20 protein-coding genes and 2 pseudogenes are annotated in these 18,416 nt (G+C 57.7%); 13 read left to right on the top strand and 9 right to left on the bottom strand.

Annotation, left to right across the window (positions count from 1 at the left end; genetic code table 11):
- Positions 1-47: 47 nt before the first annotated feature.
- The 3 genes from B7X65_RS13555 (at position 48) to B7X65_RS13545 (ending at position 1,526) form a co-directional block, all read left to right on the top strand.
- A complete protein-coding gene (locus tag B7X65_RS13555; protein WP_293594833.1) occupies positions 48-419 on the top strand; it encodes a helix-turn-helix transcriptional regulator in 372 nt (123 codons plus the stop codon).
- A 373-nt stretch (positions 420-792) separates the two neighbouring features.
- Positions 793-984: a hypothetical protein gene (locus B7X65_RS13550; protein ID WP_293594832.1), complete on the top strand. Its 192-nt coding sequence runs from the start codon at positions 793-795 to the stop codon at positions 982-984.
- An 8-nt stretch (positions 985-992) separates the two neighbouring features.
- Positions 993-1,526, top strand: a complete 534-nt coding sequence (locus B7X65_RS13545; RefSeq protein WP_293594831.1) for a thermonuclease family protein — start codon at positions 993-995, stop codon at positions 1,524-1,526.
- 75 nt (positions 1,527-1,601) lie between these two features.
- On the opposite strand, the gene B7X65_RS13540 is transcribed toward B7X65_RS13545, so the two are convergent.
- The gene (locus B7X65_RS13540; protein WP_293594830.1) at positions 1,602-1,847 is read right to left on the bottom strand and encodes a hypothetical protein; all 246 of its coding nucleotides are present in this window, start codon (positions 1,845-1,847) and stop codon (positions 1,602-1,604) included.
- Positions 1,848-2,105: 258 nt separating this feature from the next.
- Here B7X65_RS13540 and B7X65_RS13535 point away from each other — a divergent pair, with 258 nt between their 5' ends.
- The 4 genes from B7X65_RS13535 to B7X65_RS13520 all read left to right on the top strand — a co-directional run bounded on the left by B7X65_RS13535 (position 2,106) and on the right by B7X65_RS13520 (position 6,530).
- A complete protein-coding gene (locus B7X65_RS13535) occupies positions 2,106-3,014 on the top strand; it encodes a hypothetical protein (protein WP_293594829.1) in 909 nt (302 codons plus the stop codon).
- Positions 3,015-3,065: 51 nt separating this feature from the next.
- Positions 3,066-3,677, top strand: a complete 612-nt coding sequence (locus tag B7X65_RS13530; RefSeq protein WP_293594828.1) for a hypothetical protein — start codon at positions 3,066-3,068, stop codon at positions 3,675-3,677.
- A 170-nt stretch (positions 3,678-3,847) separates the two neighbouring features.
- Positions 3,848-5,449, top strand: coding sequence for an AAA family ATPase (locus B7X65_RS13525; protein WP_293594827.1), 1,602 nt, complete (start codon positions 3,848-3,850; stop codon positions 5,447-5,449).
- The gene (locus B7X65_RS13520; protein WP_293594826.1) at positions 5,442-6,530 is read left to right on the top strand and encodes a UvrD-helicase domain-containing protein; all 1,089 of its coding nucleotides are present in this window, start codon (positions 5,442-5,444) and stop codon (positions 6,528-6,530) included. Before B7X65_RS13525 ends, B7X65_RS13520 begins: the two co-directional genes overlap by 8 nt.
- 287 nt (positions 6,531-6,817) lie before the next feature.
- Here B7X65_RS13520 and B7X65_RS13515 read toward each other — a convergent pair.
- The 3 genes and pseudogenes from B7X65_RS13515 to B7X65_RS13505 all read right to left on the bottom strand — a co-directional run.
- Positions 6,818-6,940, bottom strand: a pseudogene (locus B7X65_RS13515) (GDCCVxC domain-containing (seleno)protein); the annotation flags it as partial.
- 74 nt (positions 6,941-7,014) lie between these two features.
- Entirely contained in the window at positions 7,015-7,362 is a 348-nt protein-coding gene (locus B7X65_RS13510; RefSeq protein WP_293594825.1) for a copper-binding protein, read from the bottom strand.
- 68 nt (positions 7,363-7,430) lie between these two features.
- A complete protein-coding gene (locus tag B7X65_RS13505; RefSeq protein ID WP_293594824.1) occupies positions 7,431-7,721 on the bottom strand; it encodes a hypothetical protein in 291 nt (96 codons plus the stop codon).
- A gap of 46 nt (positions 7,722-7,767) precedes the next feature.
- Here B7X65_RS13505 and B7X65_RS13500 point away from each other — a divergent pair, with 46 nt between their 5' ends.
- The 4 genes from B7X65_RS13500 to B7X65_RS13485 all read left to right on the top strand — a co-directional run bounded on the left by B7X65_RS13500 (position 7,768) and on the right by B7X65_RS13485 (position 12,636).
- A complete protein-coding gene (locus B7X65_RS13500; protein ID WP_293594823.1) occupies positions 7,768-8,448 on the top strand; it encodes a heavy metal response regulator transcription factor in 681 nt (226 codons plus the stop codon).
- On the top strand, positions 8,445-9,881 hold the full coding sequence (locus B7X65_RS13495) for a heavy metal sensor histidine kinase (RefSeq protein ID WP_293594822.1): 1,437 nt from the start codon (positions 8,445-8,447) through the stop codon (positions 9,879-9,881). The genes B7X65_RS13500 and B7X65_RS13495 overlap by 4 nt, the downstream gene beginning before the upstream one ends.
- Before the next feature lie 372 nt (positions 9,882-10,253).
- On the top strand, positions 10,254-10,766 hold the full coding sequence (locus B7X65_RS13490) for a cupredoxin family protein (protein ID WP_293594821.1): 513 nt from the start codon (positions 10,254-10,256) through the stop codon (positions 10,764-10,766).
- A gap of 232 nt (positions 10,767-10,998) precedes the next feature.
- Positions 10,999-12,636, top strand: a complete 1,638-nt coding sequence (locus B7X65_RS13485; protein WP_293594820.1) for a multicopper oxidase family protein — start codon at positions 10,999-11,001, stop codon at positions 12,634-12,636.
- A gap of 85 nt (positions 12,637-12,721) precedes the next feature.
- Here the strand turns inward: B7X65_RS13485 and B7X65_RS13480 are convergent.
- The 5 genes and pseudogenes from B7X65_RS13480 to dsbD all read right to left on the bottom strand — a co-directional run.
- Positions 12,722-12,979 (bottom strand): annotated as a pseudogene (locus B7X65_RS13480) (helix-turn-helix domain-containing protein); the annotation flags it as partial.
- 7 nt (positions 12,980-12,986) lie between these two features.
- Positions 12,987-13,496 (bottom strand): hypothetical protein, encoded by a 510-nt coding sequence (locus B7X65_RS13475; protein ID WP_293594819.1) that lies wholly within the window; start codon positions 13,494-13,496, stop codon positions 12,987-12,989.
- Between the two features lie 20 nt (positions 13,497-13,516).
- A complete protein-coding gene (gene dsbG, locus B7X65_RS13470; protein ID WP_293594818.1) occupies positions 13,517-14,284 on the bottom strand; it encodes a thiol:disulfide interchange protein DsbG in 768 nt (255 codons plus the stop codon).
- Between the two features lie 7 nt (positions 14,285-14,291).
- Positions 14,292-15,128 (bottom strand): TlpA disulfide reductase family protein, encoded by an 837-nt coding sequence (locus B7X65_RS13465; protein ID WP_293594817.1) that lies wholly within the window; start codon positions 15,126-15,128, stop codon positions 14,292-14,294.
- The gene (gene dsbD, locus B7X65_RS13460; RefSeq protein ID WP_293594816.1) at positions 15,129-16,946 is read right to left on the bottom strand and encodes a protein-disulfide reductase DsbD; all 1,818 of its coding nucleotides are present in this window, start codon (positions 16,944-16,946) and stop codon (positions 15,129-15,131) included. It lies immediately after the preceding gene.
- Between the two features lie 79 nt (positions 16,947-17,025).
- Between dsbD and B7X65_RS13455 the strand changes: the two genes are divergently transcribed.
- Together B7X65_RS13455 and B7X65_RS13450 are read left to right on the top strand one after the other, a co-directional pair.
- Positions 17,026-17,691, top strand: a complete 666-nt coding sequence (locus tag B7X65_RS13455) for a response regulator (RefSeq protein ID WP_293594815.1) — start codon at positions 17,026-17,028, stop codon at positions 17,689-17,691.
- Positions 17,688-18,416 (top strand): sensor histidine kinase N-terminal domain-containing protein (locus tag B7X65_RS13450; protein WP_293594814.1); only part of this gene is annotated, 729 nt, incomplete at its 3' end. The genes B7X65_RS13455 and B7X65_RS13450, both read left to right, overlap by 4 nt.

The following is an 18,416-nucleotide window of genomic DNA, read 5'->3' as shown; positions in this document are numbered from 1 at the left end:
CTCTTGGTGATATAGTCTCGAAATGAAACTATTCCTTAAAAGAATACATGATTAATCCTCAGGCTGTCAAGGGCGGTGGTCCGCGTCCGGTGGTTCCTTACAACACGTTAGTTGGCAAGGCGATTGAAGCGTTGCGTTCGCAAGCAGGTTTGAATCAGTCAGATATGGCCGCGGCTTTAGAGCTAGGGCAGTCGGGCTATTCCAAACTGGAGTCGGGACAAGCAGCAATGACGTTGGCTCAACTTCGGGTGATCGCCGCGAAACTTAAATGCGCGCCTCATCAAATTCTGCAGCGAGCAGATGAGCTGGCTGTTCGGCTTGAAAAGAGCGGTGTAGACGTACCGGACAAAAAAGAGGACAACAAGGCAGCCGTCCTTATAGGTCTTGGGCTGCTATTTGCGATCATGGCAAAGAGCTAAACGCGCATAGCCAACTCTGGGCGGCCGCTTGAGCGCATAGTTCAGATGAATTATTTTTTGTCGCATAAACCCTGACCTCACATCCAGGTCAAGTGGTTGACGCGTCAGTCGGGCTGACCGGCCACAGGACTCAGCCAGAGCTCTGCTGCATCTGCTGGCGGCAATGCGCGAAGATGCGAGTCTTGCCAAAGCTCAATCGCTACCTCCTCCAATTGTGCAGACTCAACAGTGTGCCAGCGCTGATGCAATCGCTCAGCGCATTGAGTAACCCATTGGGTGGGAGAGATGTCTTCCATGGTGTTTATGATACTGTACATAAATACAGTTGTCCATTAGGATGATTGGCCCCATGAGAGCCGACCGAAACCACCCCATGCAAGCTTTGTATACCCAGCCGGCCCGTGCCCCGGTCGTGCCGCTGTCCCTGCCGCCCGGCATCCGGCGACATCCGCCGTGGCCGTTTCCCGCCGCGCAAGCCAAGCCTCTTCCCAACGATATCGCCGCCAATGCGAGGAAGGTGATTGCCACCACGGCGCGCGCATTCCTGGTTCATAGCTCGGTATGAAAATAGCCATGCAGCAGTTTCCCGCGCGGTTATTTAGCCGCAGGGCGTGGCGTGGCCTGCTGTTCACGATGTTGGCGCTGGGCCTTTCCATAGTGGCCGCTGCAGCCGTTCTGGAAGGCAGGGTCGTAGCAGTGACCGACGGGGACACCGTCAAGGTGCTGGATGCCAACAAGTTCGAGCATGTGGTACGCCTCTCCGGTATTGATGCGCCCGAAAAGAGGATGCCTTTCGGCCAGCGCTCCAAGCAAAACCTGTCCGACCTGGTTTACGGAAGGTGGGTAGAGGTGGAGGGTGAGAAGAACGACCGTTACGGCCGCTTGGTGGGGAAGGTACTGGTGAAGGGGCGCGACGCCAATCTAGCCCAGATTCAAGCAGGCATGGCTTGGCACTACAAGGAGTACCAGCGTGAACAGACCGTGCCTGACCGGCGGATGTATGCTGAAGCCGAAAGCATGGCGTCTATGGCCAAGCGAGGTCTTTGGACTGACCACAACCCTGTTCCGCCGTGGGACTGGCGCAAGGCACGCCGCCGAAAGGACTAACCGCCCTCAGCGGGTCAGTCCAGGCGCACGCATTGCATCGAATTCAAAGCGCAGAAGCGCTTAGGAACCTTACGGTCAAGCGCCAACTGCGTCCTTTACGCATTTCTTGCTGAAGCTCGACTTGGCGGCACCAGCGAGTTTCTTCTCCTGGCTGGCAATCTCGCATTTGGCCGCAGCGTCTTTCTCGCACTTCTTCAGGAACGAGTTCTTCGCAGCGCCGGCAAGCTTCTTCTCGGTAGCGTTAGCCACGCACGTGGCGTCTTGGGCAAAGGCGGCGCCCGCGAATGCGACGGCTATGGCCAGGCAAACTTTCTTGAACATGGTTTCTCCTGTTAGGAACGTGACTGAGCTGGACCCTGAAAGCCGTTGGCTCATCGCAATCTTAGAGTAATCCCGGCAGCTTGCCTGGAAACTCACGCTGCCTTTCCCGCTTAGCGGGCTAATACCTAGTCCAAATAGAGGAGGCGTTTGGTCAAGGTTCATGCGACGATATGTACGGGAGACTGACAAAACTGATAAAGATCTTCGAAGGAGGCTGCAATGTGTCTGTCACCATGGGGTTGGGCGCACACGCGGGTTTTGGCTCTCATCGGAATTGCGATATGTTTCACCCAGAAGAGCATTGCTGATATTGGTGGCCTTCCAGAAGCAGACAGGCGCGTAGTCGTGTACCGAGCTTTGGAGCATCAGTTTGTCAACAGCAATTGGAAAGAAGAGGCCCCAACGGCAAGTTGTAAGGTCAGAAACCAAGATGAGCCACAAACTTTTTCTATCTGGCAGTACCAAAGTTTCAAAGCGCTAGAAGACTGCACAATTGATATTGACACGGGTTGCCAATATGGAATGTTCCCAGCTTCCAACTGGGACCATGATGGGCGATGGGCGTGGACTAAATCTCGCATTGGGCACCTTCTGTATTTGAAGGAACTGGCCCGCACTGTCGGCGTGCCGGAGACGGTACTCAAAAATGAGTTCGGAGCGATGGAGAGCCTAATTCTTAAAAATATTGAGCGTAGGCTTAAACGACCAATCAGACTTCAGGTTTATGAGCTCAATTGGGGAATGGGTGTTGTTAATGATGCGGATACCCACGATGGTAGTACGCGCACTTGGGAGGAAAGGTTTGCCAAGCGGTGGAATGGTTATGCGCGTTCTCTTCCCAAACAGCGGCGTACCGAAGTCCCCATTTTGAATGGTAAGACGGATGGATGCGGTGCGGGTGAGACTGAATACGAGGTTGGCAGCAGTCCTCCCGGTGGCACGATCCGACTCATAAGCGATATGGATGCTAAGTTATGTGAGGCTTTAAGGGTTGACCCGTGGGATTTCAATAGCTGTCAGGGATGGTCGGCCATACTTTCCAAAACAATGGGCCTTGTTGGAACATACCGGTATGTTGTTGAGTGGCCGAATGGTAAAACTGCACGCGACAAATTCACCACAAATCAGATGCGGGAAAACAAGCTCTGTGTCCCACAGGCTTGCTAACGGCCGACTTTGAGGATATGACGCTCTCAGGAATATGATCGGAGATCTCTGATGCCATCTTCCCCGCTGACCGGCCTGGACGAATTCTTTGACGTTCTGCGTGAGGTCCGAAAAATCGCTTTAGTTGCTGCAGGGGGGTTAATCCTTTTGCCTGTGTTAGCGGGGATAGGGGGATACGTTCCACCGTGGCCCGCTGGAATCGTAGGGATTACGTCCTTGGTAGAGCTTGTGGCACTGATCGTTGCCTTCCAACTACTTTCGCGGACGAAACGCGCGACAGCATCCCGAGTCATTGTTTGGTCAGCCGTTCTCCTGCTGATTCTCAGCACGGCCTACTTGATACTGAATGTGATTTTCGTATATCCAATACCGAACAACACCGTAAAGGTCGTGTTGGGTTGCGGACTTTCTGAGAAAACGCAACTGATCCTGTCGAATTCCGGGTTTCAGTCAAGGGTCGTTTGTCCCGGCGAGTTCTCATCGTTGCTTGCTTCTGCACAATACGAAACGGATGTGGTTTGGAGCAAGTTGTCGGTAAGTCTCATCAAAGCAGCGTTGGCTCTTTCTTGGCTCGGGGCTTTCGGTGCGCTCGCAGCTCTCACTGGCGTTTTCGTATCATTTCAACGGCGGCAAAGAGTTCCGACAGCTAAGTCCGCACCATGATGGGCGGCCTATGAGAAGTTAATCTTTGTCGATATGCAAAGTAACTACTATCTCTAAGCAGCGATTGAAGTCGTTAGTGGCTGACTAACGACAATATGTAGTTATCGATAGTTGACGGCATTTGACGCTTGCGGAAAACCACACGGGATTCACGCAGTAAGGGGATTTAGTTGCTCACCAAAATAAAAATTCAGGGATACCGAATTCACAAGGAACTGATCCTCACGCCCAATCGAAAGTTCAATCTCATTGTCGGGGCCAATGAGTCCGGCAAGTCCACACTCATGGAGGCAGTTGCGCTCGCATTGACGGGCCGTATAAACGCTAGAAGCGCCTCCGAGGAACTTAACCCTCATTGGTTCAATGCTGCTCTCGTCCAAGACTTCCTTCAAAAGAGGGCGCAGGGTCTTCCAGTGGGCTTCCCAGAAATTCTGATTGAACTATCCTTTGAAGACGTTCCCGAACTGAAAATTCTGGCTGGTGCAATCAACACATATGTCCCAACCTACGCATGCCCGGGAGTCACCATGCGGGTCGAGCCTAACCCTGAGTATGCGGTGGAGCTGGAGGAATGGGCCAAGGCTCCAACTCCGTTGCTTCCCGTCGAATACTACCGTTGCGACTGGCGCTCTTTTGCCGACAAAGTGCTTACGACCCGCCCCAAAGTACTGGCTACCGCCATTATTGACTCGCGTACAGTCCGAGCGACTTCGGGCATTGATTACCACTTGCGCCAGATCCTCGGGGATCAACTGGAGCCAGCCGAACGCGCGGCGGTCTCGCTCGAATACCGCAAGGTGAAAGCGCTGATGTCAAACACTGCATTAAGCGGCATCAACACGAGGATGAGTTCTGTGCACGCGACGCTGCACAGCCAGCCAATCGCTCTTGCCATGGATCAGACTTCCAGAACCTCTTGGGAAGGAGTCGTCACACCCTACGTTGACAACGTACCGTTTTCAATGTCTGGTCAAGGGCAACAATCAGCGATAAAAATTTCACTTGCCATGAATCGGCATGCCGGACGCGCGAAATTTGTGATGATTGAGGAGCCCGAGAACCACCTTACACACACCAGTCTTGTAACTTTGCTAGCGCGCATTGAATCCCTGGCTGGTGAGAAACAACAACTTTTCGTCACCACCCACAGTTCGTTTGTGCTCAACCGATTGGGGCTGGACCATCTAGTCCTGATGGGAAATAACGCGGCAGCGAAGCTCGCCGAACTGCATCCCGATACGGTGTCCTACTTCAAGAGGCTTCCTGGATACGACACGCTACGCATTGTTCTTGCGAACAAAATAGTTCTTGTCGAAGGGCCGTCAGATGAAATTGTATTCGAGCGCATCTTCTTCGATATGTACGGCAAGCGACCGATGGCGTGTGGCATTGACGTTCTAAGCATGCGCGGGCTCTCTCTGGCACGCGGTCTAGCTCTTTGTGCTGCACTTCACAAGCCGGTGGCCGCGCTTCGTGACAACGACGGCTGTGATCCAGCCGGACTCCGTGAGTCTGTAGCCGAGTGGTTGATGCCAGGAGAACGAGAGGTATTTATTGGAGAGGTTGCCCATGGCAAAACGTTAGAGCCCCAGTTGATTCACCACAGCGGCGAAGTACTGCTACGTGACATCCTCGGCATCACTAACGCCGCTGATTTGCTGACATGGATGACTAGAGAAAAGACCGAGACGGCACTGCGTATTGGCGAGGCAGCAAAAAGAATCGTGCCTCCAGCGTACATGCTTGCGGCAGCCAAGTTCTCTCATGGGTAATCAGCTTACGCTAGCAGTTGCAGGCTCCCGTAAGACGCAGGGAATTATCGAGCACTGCGCTTCGCTACCCACTGATCGAAGAGTGCTTGTGCTTACGTACACCCAGGCTAATCAGGAGGAGCTGCGCAGCCGTCTCCAGCGCTACGCAGGGGACCATCATCACATCGAGGTGATGGGTTGGTTTACTTTCCTCTTGCGTGACTTTGCCCACCCATTCCTGCCATTTAAGTTTCCCGGCCAGAGAGTGCTAGGCTTCAACTTTGATGGAAGACCGTGGATCACGGCGAGGGGCAAAAGCCGGTTCTTGGACTCAAACGGAGCGGTTTATGCATGCGAGCTTGGCAGGCTTGCTCATGAACTTGTGACTAACAGCAATGGCGCCTTGTTGCGAAGGCTTGAATGCATTTACGATGAAATTTTGGTTGATGAAATTCAAGATATGAGTTCCCACGATTGGGAAATTTTCGATGTGCTCTTACGCTCATCCATCGACATTCGGATGGTCGGTGACATTCGACAATCAGTCCTTGCCACCAATCCTCGAAGCAAAAAGAATGCTAAGTACTCTTATGCTAATTCAAACAGTTGGTTTCGGGAGCGTGAAGCAGAAGGTCTGCTGGAAATAAGGGATAGCGCAGTCACTTGGCGATGCCATCCGGACATTGCCGCATTTTCCGATTCCATTTTTGATCCTTCGTGGAGGTTTCCTGCGACGCACTCTAAAAACGAAACGGTTACTGAACACGACGGCGTTCATCTTGTGGCAACCAAACACGTCATCGAGTATGTCGACCAATACAAGCCGCAATGTTTGCGTCACAGCGTATCTTCAGGCAAGAAATTTGATCTCGATTTTCTGAACATCAAGGTATCAAAAGGCATGACTTATGAACGCGTCCTGATCGTTCCTACTGAGCCAATCAAAAAATTTATTTCATTGGGAGCCTATCTGGAACCGACTCCTGCATCTTCTTTTTATGTGGCGGTCACAAGGGCGAAGCAGAGCGTCGCGATAGTCCTAGATAGTCCAGGTAGATCGACGCTGCCGTACTGGAAGCCACAGCGGGTCCTGCTTGACTGAAGTATATAAAGCGAAAGATCAAGCTGCGGACTACACCCAGTCGTATCCGTTTTTCCGAACTACAAAGATCGTCGTCGAAATAGCTGGCTATCGATAAGTACTTACTGTCGTTGGTCAGCTTTTGACCGTTTTCGGCCAGAAGCGGACATTCGCATTTACAACAATTGCGCTATAGGTGGTGACATGAGCAAATGGTCATCGTGGAAAATTTGCAACTTTCTCTTATGCGGGCTGAGGAAATCCTCTATTTGGGCGATTTAAATGGGCATTCATCAAAAAATGACTGCTTTCGGACGCAGAACGGCGTGGCACTGTCCGCGCTCGTAAAACCATTGACAGGCGACTGTGGGCATCTGTTCGGTCTTCTGATAGCCACAGACGGGGCAAGTGAGGGTACCGTAAGTGGCCATTGCCCACCTTTCGGTCAGGCTCGATCGAAGTACGCTCGAGTCGGCGGTCGATCATTGTCTTCCGGACCATTGCCTTACTTGGCTTGCTCAAGCGCCACGACTGTGAAGCCTGCTTCGCCCTTTTCAGCTCGGAACAGGATTTTGTCGCCTTGCTTGAGGTCCTTGAGCAGCCTGGCATCCAGAACTCTGAAAACCATGGTCATACCCGGCATGTCCAGGTTCTCGAGTGCCTCATGTTTGATGGTCAGCTTGTTCTGTTCAAGGTCCACCTTGCGCACCTCGCCGGCTGTCAGCCTCGTTGTGGCAGTCACCTTACCGGTGTTCTGGGCTCCGGTTGGAGCGTCAATCGCGGCAATGGCAAATCCAGTCGCGCTCATGGAAAGCACGGCCGTCACCAAAAAAACACTGATCTTAAATTTCATGAAAAACTCCTAAGGATATGAATAGATCGTCCGGATGGCCTGCACCCGGCTCGGTTCCTCGCTCCGTATCAGTTGACAGACTGCTCCCGGAACAGACGGCGCTCCGCGTCTGTCATGGCGAGGCTTGGCTTCGGGGTGTTGTGTGCAATGCTGTCGGTGTGGACAAGCCTGCCGTCCTGGAACGCATAGCTGTGCTGTGGAGGCATATAGCCTGCCTCGCCGCCGACCAGCGTGCCGCCTTCAGCAGTGGTAGGGTTGTTGCGGAAAGCGCCCAACTCCTTTGGTTCCAACACTTGGAGCCACTGCGATGCAAACTCTGCATCACAGTTGTTAATGTAGAAACCCAGCTGCGACACCACCCTGACCCGGAGATTACGAATACGTTATGTACGATCGAGGCTTGTTTTGAAAATTCTGGTGATTGAAGACGAACCCAAGGCCGCCGCCTACCTACGCCAAGGGCTGACCGAAAGCGGTTATGCCGTCGAGGTGGCGTACAACGGGACGGACGGGTTGCACGCGGCGGCCAATGGTGACCATGGTTTGGTGATCCTGGACGTCATGCTGCCGGGCATCGACGGATTTGCCGTTCTGTCGGCGCTACGTACCTCCAAGCAAGTGCCAGTTTTGATGCTCACCGCCCGCGGCAAGACCGACGACAAGGTGCGTGGCTTCGATCTGGGAGCCGATGACTACCTGGTCAAACCGTTTCAGTTTCCGGAGTTACTGGCCCGAGTTCGGGCCTTGCTCAAGCGCGGCCAGCCCGTGACCGGGGAGCCCGTGCTGCGTGCGGCGGACCTGGAGATCGATTCCGTACGTCACCGCGCCACTCGCGCTGGCCAGCGCATCGACCTGTCGGCCAAGGAGTTCGCCTTGCTGACTCTTCTGGCCCAGAAAGCCGGCGAAGTCCTCTCCAGAACTCAAATCGCCTCGCTGGTCTGGGATATTCACTTTGATTCGGACACGAATGTGGTCGAAGTGGCGATACGACGGTTGCGCGCCAAGATCGACGACCCTTTCGAAGAGAAATTGATTCATACCGTGCGCGGCGTGGGCTATGTCCTGGAGCGCCGGGCCGTGCCGTGAAGCAACGCTTGCTCCCCAGCTTCTGGCTCAGAAATTCCCTGGCTGCGCGCATTGCGCTCGCCAGCTCTTTTTTTGGTCTTCTGATCACTGGCGGAGCCATCGTGGTCGGGTTCTATGCACTGACACATCAGCTTGACGCGCGGTCAGTAACAGAGCTGCTGGGCAAGCGTGACTTGGTGCTGCATGTTTTATCCGAAATTTCGTCACCGGAAGCGGTCAACCAGAACAAACACCGCTTTGGCGATCTGCTGATTGGGCACGATGACCTCCACTTGGCGCTGGTAGATCCCGCTAGCGGTCAAAGCGTGGCGAGCTTTTCTGCGATTGCGCAGCAATCCGTGTCTGCGCTGGACGCCGGCCCGAACAGTTCCACGTCCGTTCACGCGTGGACGGCGCCGACTGGTGAACGGCTAAATGCCATTCACGGCATCGGTATGGCCGCCAATGGAAAGTCTGTGCGTTACTACCTGTCGCTGGATCGCCGGCACGACAGCCGATTACTGGCTGACTTCATCAAGGCAACTCTGGTGGGCTTGCCGATACTGCTACTCATCGTGGCGCTGGGCGCTTGGCTCATCGCGAGCACCAGTCTGGCACCTTTGCGGCGCTTCCATCGGCTGGCGGCATCCATCGGCGCACAGTCGCTCAGTCAGCGAATATCTTCCTCAGGTCTGCCCACGGAACTCTACGAACTTGCAGAAGAGTTCAACGGCATGATGGATCGCATCGATGCGGGTTACCGGCGGCTGCAGGATTTCTCCGGTGAGCTCGCTCATGAAATGCGTACGCCGGTTGCAACGCTCATGGGGCGAACACAGGTGGCACTGTCCCACAAGCGCACATCCGCTGAATTCAAAGAAGTCCTGGAAGGCAACGTTGAAGAACTTGAGCGCTTGTCCCGCCTGATCGCCGACATGCTCTTTATTGCCCGCGCAGACCACAGCGAAACATTGCTTCAGGGAGAGCTTCTGGAGCTTGCCAAGGAGGCTCAACGAGTGGCCGATTACCTCTTGCTGATCGCTGAGGAGCGAGGGATTGCGGTGGAGGTGACGGGCACCGCGATTGTTATGGCCGATCGCCTGTTGGTTGAGCGCGCGATCACCAACCTGTTGTCCAATGCAATACGCCATGCCTTTGCGAATTCGAAGGTAAGCATAGTGATCGCCACAGACGGCGACTGCACCACCTTGGCGGTGACCAACCAGGGCGAGGGGATCGCTCGAGCCCATCTGGATCGCATCTTTGATCGTTTCTACCGCGTCGATGCCGCGCGCGCCCGCCTCGATGGCGGAACAGGACTGGGTCTGGCAATTGTGCGATCCATCATGTTGGCTCATGGCGGGCAGGTGATCGCAGACAGCCGGCCGGGCGGCGAGACGACTTTCACGCTGGTATTTCCAGTAGCCGGTTTTCCTGCGCCGAAACTGGCCTGAAGTCCTGCATGACGAGGGTGAGTGCGAGGTGCATCTCATCATTCCCGATGAGCACCGCGCCTGCAGCGCAGTCGTATTCGCTGAGACCCTGTCGCAGGTATTCGGTCGGCCTGAGTTCGTCTTTGACCGCAAGAAGACACACGGGATTTTTTACTTGTTTTACAGCTGCTTGTGTTTTCGGAGAGATTACAAATTTGTAATCTCCCGGTAGGTCTGGCGCAGGATTCGGATATTTAAACTCGGGGTCTCTCAACCTGTGATCGACACGGATGACGCACTTTCGTCCCGATGGGCGAAAAATTCATATCTAGGAAGTGCCCGCATACGAAGCACTGATTCTTTTTTCCTGCCACCGCCCTTGAAAGGTATTCAATGAAATCAAGAAACATCCTGCTCTCTCTGCCTTGCGCCTTGTTGTCCTTGTCCGCGATGGCGGCCGGAAGCCACGCGGGTGACCATGGCGACGGCGCGATTGGCAAGCCCGGTCTCTCATCTAAAGTCACGCGCACAGTGATCGTTGATATGAAAGACGACATGCGCTTCCACTCTTCAAACTTCAACGTCAAACAAGGTGAAACCATTCGCTTCGTCGCCAAGAACTCCGGTAAGGTCAAGCACGAAATGGTGCTGGGTACCGAAAAGGATCTCCAGGACCACTATGAGGTGATGAAGAAAAACCCGGAGATGGAACACGCCGACGACAATATGGTCACCGTAGCGCCGGGTAAAAGCGGCGAGATCATCTGGCAGTTCACAACGGCGGGCAAGGTTAACTTCGCCTGCCTGCAGCCCGGCCACTTTGACGCCGGTATGAAAGGGCTGGTGAATGTGGCAAGCAGCAAACTACCGCCAAAGAGTGACGGCCCTAACGGTCACAAACACTGACCTTTACGGCTACCACTGGCGTTAGCCAAGTCGGCGCGCTCGGCATGTCCGTGGACTGAACCGGAATGGAAATGAGTGAAAACTCCGGTTTCTATGGCGCTCTGCGCGTGCTGAGCACTTGAGCGCCATTTGCAGGGACGTTTTTCGCCTGGCTGCTTTATCGAATGACGCATTGATTGCCGTCGGATCCGGTGAACTGGCGGGATAGCAGAAGCTTGTAAAGGGCAGTTATATGTTGCAAAGAAGACAGCTGTTTCAGTTTGCCGGTGTGGCGACCGTGGCCGCCGCTGGGGGCGCCGCCTGGATGTATTACGGATCGCCCCGTTCCGGGGCGCTGGCGGGCGGGCCGTTTCGTCACTATCCCTTCGATCCGGTGGCAGCAGAAAATTTCCAGCAAAAGCTGTTCATTCCTGGGGGCAGCGGGCCGTTCGGAGTACTCGATGTCGCGGGACCTCTGAAAATCCGCACCACCGCGGCGAGCTTCCCGCTGCTGCCCGGCCGCGAATCCCCCTTCTTGCTGTACCAGACCGAGCAGGCGGGCAAGGCTTACCAGAACCCCATCCTGCGCATCGAGAGCGGCGCGCGCTTCACGGTCAGCCTGAACAACGCGCTTCAGGAGTCGACCATCATCCACTGGCACGGCCTGCACACGCCCGCCGCCATGGACGGCCATCCGGCAAGCACCATCGGCCCCGGAGGTCGCTACGCGTATGACTTCAAGGTCAGTAACCGCGGCGGCACTTACTGGTACCACACCCACGCGCACGAGCTGACCGCTGAGCAGGCCTACCACGGTCTGGCGAGTTTCTTCCTGGTGGACGACGACGACCAGCGCCGGCTGAGCAAGTCGCTTGACTTGCAACTCGGCGTCACCGACTTGCCCCTGGTCATCCAGGACAAGCAGTTCGACGCGCAGGGCAAGCTGTTGTACAAGCCTGATGCCCATGAAGCCATGATGGGCTGGCTCGGTGACATCGTGCTCGCCAATCTGACGCCCAATGCGGTGCAGGCCGTCACACCGCGCACCTACCGCCTGCGGTTGCTCAACGGATCGAATGCGCGCATCTACCGGCTCGCCTTCGTCAAGGGTAAGACAACGCTGGACTTCACTGTCATCGGCACCGATGGCGGCCTGATCGAGCGGCCGGAAACGGTGAGCGAAGCTTTTCTCGCGCCGGGCGAGCGCCTCGATGTGCTGTTCGACGCGGGCCAGGCTCAGCCTGGTGAGGACATCTTCCTCAGGAGCCTGGCGTTCGATGCGATGGAAAACGAAGGGCCTGCTGGCAACATGGGCGGCATGGGCATGGGGCGGATGATGGCCACCATGAGCTCGTCACGGCTGCCGCTGGGTGCGGAGTTCAACGTGTTGAAGCTGTCGGTGATGGCCGGCGAACGCGTTGTCGCCAAACTGCCAGCCACGCTGTCCCAGGTCAAGCCCATCCCTACCAACGGCGCCGCGCAGCGCAAGATCGAGCTGTCGATGGGACAGATGCGTTTCCTCATCAACGGACGCACCTTCCGCATGGACGAGATCGCATTCGACGTCAAACGCGGGGCGGTGGAAATCTGGAACATCAGCAACCCGACGCTGGGCATGCCGCACCCGATGCACATCCACGGTTTTTCGTTCCAGGTGCTCGAACGCATTGGCAGCCCGCCCCAGGTCGCGGCCACGGCGCGCTTCGGCCAGGGCCGCACCGTGAGCGACCTCGGCTGGAAAGATACCGTGCTGGTCTGGCCCGGCGAAACGGTGCGGGTGGCGATCGATTTCGCCCACGATTACCCCGGCGACCAGATCTATGTGTTCCATTGCCACAATCTGGAACACGAAGATGGCGGCATGATGATCAACTTTCGCGTGCAAGCGTGAAGGGCACTTCCCCTTTGGGTTTGAGTCTTTGCAGAGCTATTTTTGAATCGATGGCTGTCATTTCCAGTTTCAAGGATATGACTGTGTGGATCTGCCTCAAAGTGCGTCGCTGTTTCCGCGATTTTGTTGCCTCGATTCCCAGCCAGGTGGACAGCTTCCCGGCGTAGGGATAGCGCTTGCTGGCGCTGACCCGTCTTTCGTCGCTGGGCTCAGTCTCATCTGATCGCAGGTACTTCTTCACTGTGTTGCGAGCCAGGCCTGTACGCCTTGCAATCTCGCGGATGGACATCTGATCTCGCAGTATGGAAATTACTGCCCTAACTGGGTCAGTTTTCGACGGAATTCAACAGTCATGTCATCGTTTTTACACGCGGTAAACAAAATACAAAATGCCTTGATGTGAGTGCGATGGAAACTCCAAAAACGATGTGAATGACCAAGCTCGGATACATCACGGAGAAGCCAAGCGTCCAGGGGGTTTGATCCCCAAAAATCAGTGGCAGCGCCAAGGAATTGAGGATGACATAGTAGCCAAGGCCGTAAATGGCGCCCACGGCCCATGCGGCAAATCTGTTTTTCAACAGAACGAGAAGCACGAGCAAGGGAACCGCAGACAGCCAGCCGATGACGAAGTGTTCGATGAACATCAATAGTCGAAATGTCATCTCGGAATAGTTGGTGAAAAATACTTCGAGCAGTTTTTTCCCGTAGTGACCAACGCGCAGCCCTAGAAGCTGGAATACGAAGCCGAAAGGAATCATCGCGATCGATGCAATGGTGCCGGATCGAATCGACTCCTTGACAAGTCCCTGGAGCAGGCTCTTTCGGTCCGGCCTGTCTGTCATCCCTTGCATCGCCATGGTTGATTCCTTGAGCAGGCTCAGCGCGGTCCGAGGACGCGACTCAGCATCTCGGCCGACGGTGCGCCCTGTATGGTCTTCAGGTTGCCATCGGCGTCTTTGTAAAGCGTCGTCGGCGTGGCGGAAAAGCCCAGTTGCTGCATCAACTCCTGGTTGGCGTCGAGCTGCGCGCGGACTTTGGGCGAAATCTGAGCCAGGGGCTTCACACCACCGCTGCGATGTTGTTGTTCATGCTGCGTCAGTGCGGTCTGCGGGTCCTGCGCAGACAGGAGAGCCGCCGCTTTCCCCGGGCTGGTTGGCCCGAGAATGGCCACCATGACATGGCGCAGCTGAACCTTGCCGGCCGTCACCCAGGGCCTGGTATCGTTCCAGAGCTTGTTGCAGTAGGGGCAGTTGGGGTCGGTGAAGGTGTAAATGATCCGCGGGGCATTTTTGGCGCCATCGGCAATCCAGGTGCTGCCCTCCAGCTGCTTCCAGGTTTTCGCGGCCATGGGTTTGGCCACCAGCCGGTTCAGCGGTTCCTGGCTCAGGTCCACGCCTTTTGCATCGATCATGGAGCCGACGATGGCTTGCTTGCCGTCGGCGGTCAGGTAGATGGCCAGCGGCTGCTGCTCGATCATGGCGGCATAGCCGGTCAGTCCGCCGGGCGCATCGAATGTCCCGATCACCTCAACCCCCTTGGCTTCCAGCGCCTTGATCGGTGCGGGCCAGTCTTTGGCCTGTGTGCCCATAGCCATGCCGAGCAAGCCCATAAAAATTGCAAATTGAACATATGTTTTTTTGATCATGGGAAATCTATTCCTTGGTTGAGAAAGTGGTGCGCGTGCGCAATGGGTTTAACTTGCTGGCCAGCGAGGCGGCCGACAGTTCGCCCATGTGGGTATCGGCCAGTTGTCCGCTGGCATCGTAGAAGAGCGTGGTCGGCAGTCCCGTCGAGCCGACTGCACGGCCCAGTTCAGCGCCGGGGTCGAGCACCACATTGGCCAGACTCAGTGCGCTGGCGCTCAGGTAGCGCAGGGCGGTCGCCGCGTCTTCGCTCTGGTTGGCGAAGACAAAAGTTATTCCGGTTTCCCGCTGCTGTGCCTCGGCGAGGACTGGCATTTCGCGGCGGCAGGGCGGGCACCAGCTGGCCCAGAGGTTGACCACCATGGGCTGGCCCTTGGCGAGCGCCGCGAGGTCTGTCGATTCGCCTGCAAGCGTTGTCAACGCCACGGTTGGCAGGGCCGGTCTGGGGGTGTTGTCGAAGGTGCCGAGCGCACCCGACATCGCTGCCCAGGCGAGCGCACCGGCGGTCAAGCCCAGGGCCAGCGGCTTGCGCAGCGCCGCGCGGTGCCAGCCGTGCACGATCGCCACCAGCAAGGCCGCTGCCAGGCCGGCCCATGGTGAAAAGCCGCCGTCGCGAATGTCCAGGATGGACCACGGTGCGTCGCGGTACAGGTCAAACCATGTGGCGACGAAGGCGATGCGTGCGACCAGCAGTCCAGCCCACGCCATGTCGGACAAGACGTTGACGATGCCCGCTTGCTGACGCCGCCCGGCCAGGTGGCCGACTCCGGCCGCGACCAGCAGGGACGCCAGCACGAGCAGATGGCTGACTTGCACGGAGAAGGGCCCCAGATTGACGTTGAGCATTCAGGTTCCTTGTTTTGCACGCGCCAGGCGGGCGAGAAATTCGTCGGCATCGAGTTCGCCGATGATGCGCTCGGCACGGCGTTCCTTGCCATCGGGGCCAATCAGCAGCATGGTCGGCGGTCCGAGAATCTGGTGGGCGCGCATCAGCGCCTGATCGTCCGCATTGTTGGCCGTCACGTCGGGGCGCAGCAATTGCATGCCGGCCAAAGCCTGTTGCACCCGCGGCTCGGCGAATACCTTGCGCTCGATCACGTCGCAGGACACGCACCATTCAGCGTAAAAATCCACCAGCGTCCACTGCCCGCGCTGTCCGGCTTCGGCAATGCGGGTCTCGAGCGCTTGTTGTGTCTTGAGCGGCTCGAAGCGGGCCATGAAGTCACTGCCGACCGCCGCCTGCGCGGGCGCGACGCCTCTTGCCTGGAAGGCCAGCGGCTGCAGGGGATTCTGGGCGCCTCCGGCCGCGCCGATCACCATCGCGCCGCCCCACAGGCCGAGCAGCAGTGCCAGGTAACGGGACATCAGGCGTCCGCTGGCCATGCCGAGCTTCTGGCCCAGCGCCAGCAAACTCAGTGCGATGGCCAGCAACCAGGCGCCCCACAAGCCCAGCGTCAGCGCCGCAGGCAATACCCGCGCCACGAACACAATGGCGGTGCCCAGCAGGACAAAGCCGAACAGCACCTTGACCCGGTTCATCCAGTCGCCGGGACGCGGCAGCAGCCGTGCGCCCAGCGTCCCGACCAGCAGCAGCGGCACACCCATGCCCAGGCCCATGGCAAACAGGACCAGGGCGCCGGTCACGACATCGCCGGTATTGCCGATATAAAGCAGCGCGCCGGCCAGGGGCGCGGTCATGCAGGGGCCGACCAGCAGTGCCGACAGCACGCCCATCGCGGCGGCGCCCGCCACCGTGCCGCCGCGCCGGCCCTGGCTGGCGTTGTTCAGGCGGTTGCGCAGCACGGCGGGCAGTTGCAGTTCATAAAAGCCGAACATGGCCAGCGCCAGCACGACAAACACCAGACCGAAGGTGCCCAGCACCCAAGGATTCTGCAACACCGCCTGCAGATTGGCGCCGGCCAGCGCCGCGGCCGCGCCGACACCGGCGTAAGTCAGCGCCATCGGCAGTACAAAGGCCAGCGAGAGGATAAAACCGCGCCAGGGACTCGCGCCGCTGCCCGCGATCAGGCTGGAGAGAATTGGCACCATCGGCAGCACGCAGGGCGTGAAGGTCATCAGCAGCCCCAGGCCGAAGAACACGACAAGCATCCAGCCCATAGGGATACGCGACAGGCGTTCGGCCAGGTCCTGGTCTTCGCCGAGCGCGCCTGGGGGCTCCGGACTCTGGCGGGTCGTGGCCGGATCGGCCGGGACTGCCAGCGTTGCCGCGACATCGGCCAGGTTGACGCGCCGGGTCTGCGGCGGGTAGCAAAGACCCGCATCGGCGCAGCCCTGCCAGCCGATGGTCAGCGCCCGGGCATCGGTCGCCTTGACCAGGACGCTGACCTGGTCGTGATAAACCTCGCTTTTGCCGTAGGTTTCATCGGTTTTGGGCGTGCCGGCCGGCCACAGGACCTGCAGCGCACCACCGGCGGGGTCGGCTTCGACCTTCATTTGCTGGCGATAAAGGTAGTATCCCTTGCGGATGTCCCAGTTCAGGCGCACCTGGCCATCGCCATCCTGGCTGATGCTCAGGCGAAAAGCCTGATCTACCGGCAGGAATTCCTGCTGGGCATGCGCCGGCAGCGCCCACAACACGGGCACCATCACGATCAACCACAACAAACGCAGCATGAATGCCTTCACATCAAATGAAGCACTCATCTTTGCGTGCCCAGATTAAGGCTGCGTTAACGCTGGGATAATTTAAGGCCTGGATACTATCCGGCATGGAGGACAGGTCGTGCGCGTGTTGCTGATTGAAGATGATGAACTGATAGCCCACGGCATCCTGGCTGGTCTGCGCGCGCACGGCTTGACGGTCGATGGCGTACGTACCGCGGCGCATGCCGAAGCCGCCTTGTCGGGCGTGCATTGTGACGTGGTGATCCTTGATCTCGGGCTGCCCGACGAGGACGGCATGCGCCTGCTGCAACGCTTGCGGGCCAATGGCATGACGCTGCCCGTTCTCATCCTGACAGCGCGCGACGCCGTCGAAGACCGCGTGGCCGGGCTGCGCGCCGGCGCGGACGACTATCTCCTCAAGCCTTTCGATCTCAACGAGCTGGTGGCCCGCCTGCAAGCCTTGCTGCGCCGTGCCGCCGGACGCAGCGTGGATGTCATCGAGCACGGACCGCTGCGCCTTGATCCGGTCAGTGGCGAAGTTTCCCTGCACGGACGCGCTGTCACTTTATCGCGGCGCGAGCTGGCGCTGCTGGCCGCCCTGCTGCATGCGGGTGGACGCATCCTGAGCCCGGACCAGCTGAAAGACAGCCTTTACGATTTCAGTGAGGAGATCGAAAGCAACGCCCTCAGTGTGCATATCCATCATCTGCGGCGCAAGCTGGGGGCCGATGTGATCGAAACGGTGCGTGGCGTGGGTTACCGGTTCAGCGCGGGGAAAGCATGACGCTCAGGCTGCGCTTGTTGCTGATGATCGGCATCTCGATGATCCTGCTGTGGGGCGCCGTCGCGCTCTGGATGCTGCACGGTCTGGACAAGGAAATGCAGCGCACGCTGGATCAGCGTCTTGCCATGTCCGCCCATATGGTCGCCGGACTGATGTCGCAGAACCCCGCAGCCTGGGATGGCCGCACCGGAAAAGCTGGCCCATCCACCTTGAGCATGCCGATGGAGGCAAAAGGGTTGGCGTGCCAGGTTTCCATGCGCGGCGAGGTGATCGCGCGTACGCCAGGCGCTACGCCAGAGTCCCTCGCGACGGCTGCCCTCGGTTTTTCCGACCGTGAAATCAAAGGCGAACACTGGCGCAGCTATACCCTGGAAACAAATGGTTTGCGCGTTACCACGGCGGACCGCCTGACCGAACGGGATACGCTGCTGCGCAATGTGACGGTTGCAGCGGCCACGCCCTTTGTCGCTGCCCTGATCGGCAGTCTGCTGGTACTGTGGTTCGGCGTTGGAAGTGGCCTGTTGCCGCTGGAGCGCCTGCGGCAGGTGCTGGCCAGCCGGACGCCGGACGCGCTGACCCCGATTCAAAATATCCCCGTCTCGCGTGACCTGCTCCCGCTGGTCAATACCCTGAACCATTTGCTGGCGCGCATGAGCGAGACCATCAGCCGCGAACGCCGCTTCACCAGCGATGCTGCGCATGAATTGCGCACGCCGCTCACCGCG

This window comes from Polaromonas sp. 39-63-25 (genome assembly GCF_002278925.1).
In the GTDB taxonomy this organism is placed as follows: Bacteria; Pseudomonadota; Gammaproteobacteria; order Burkholderiales; family Burkholderiaceae_C; genus Polaromonas.
The sequence above is the reverse complement of the archived record's forward strand: the minus strand, read 5'-3'. Positions and strand labels throughout refer to the sequence as shown.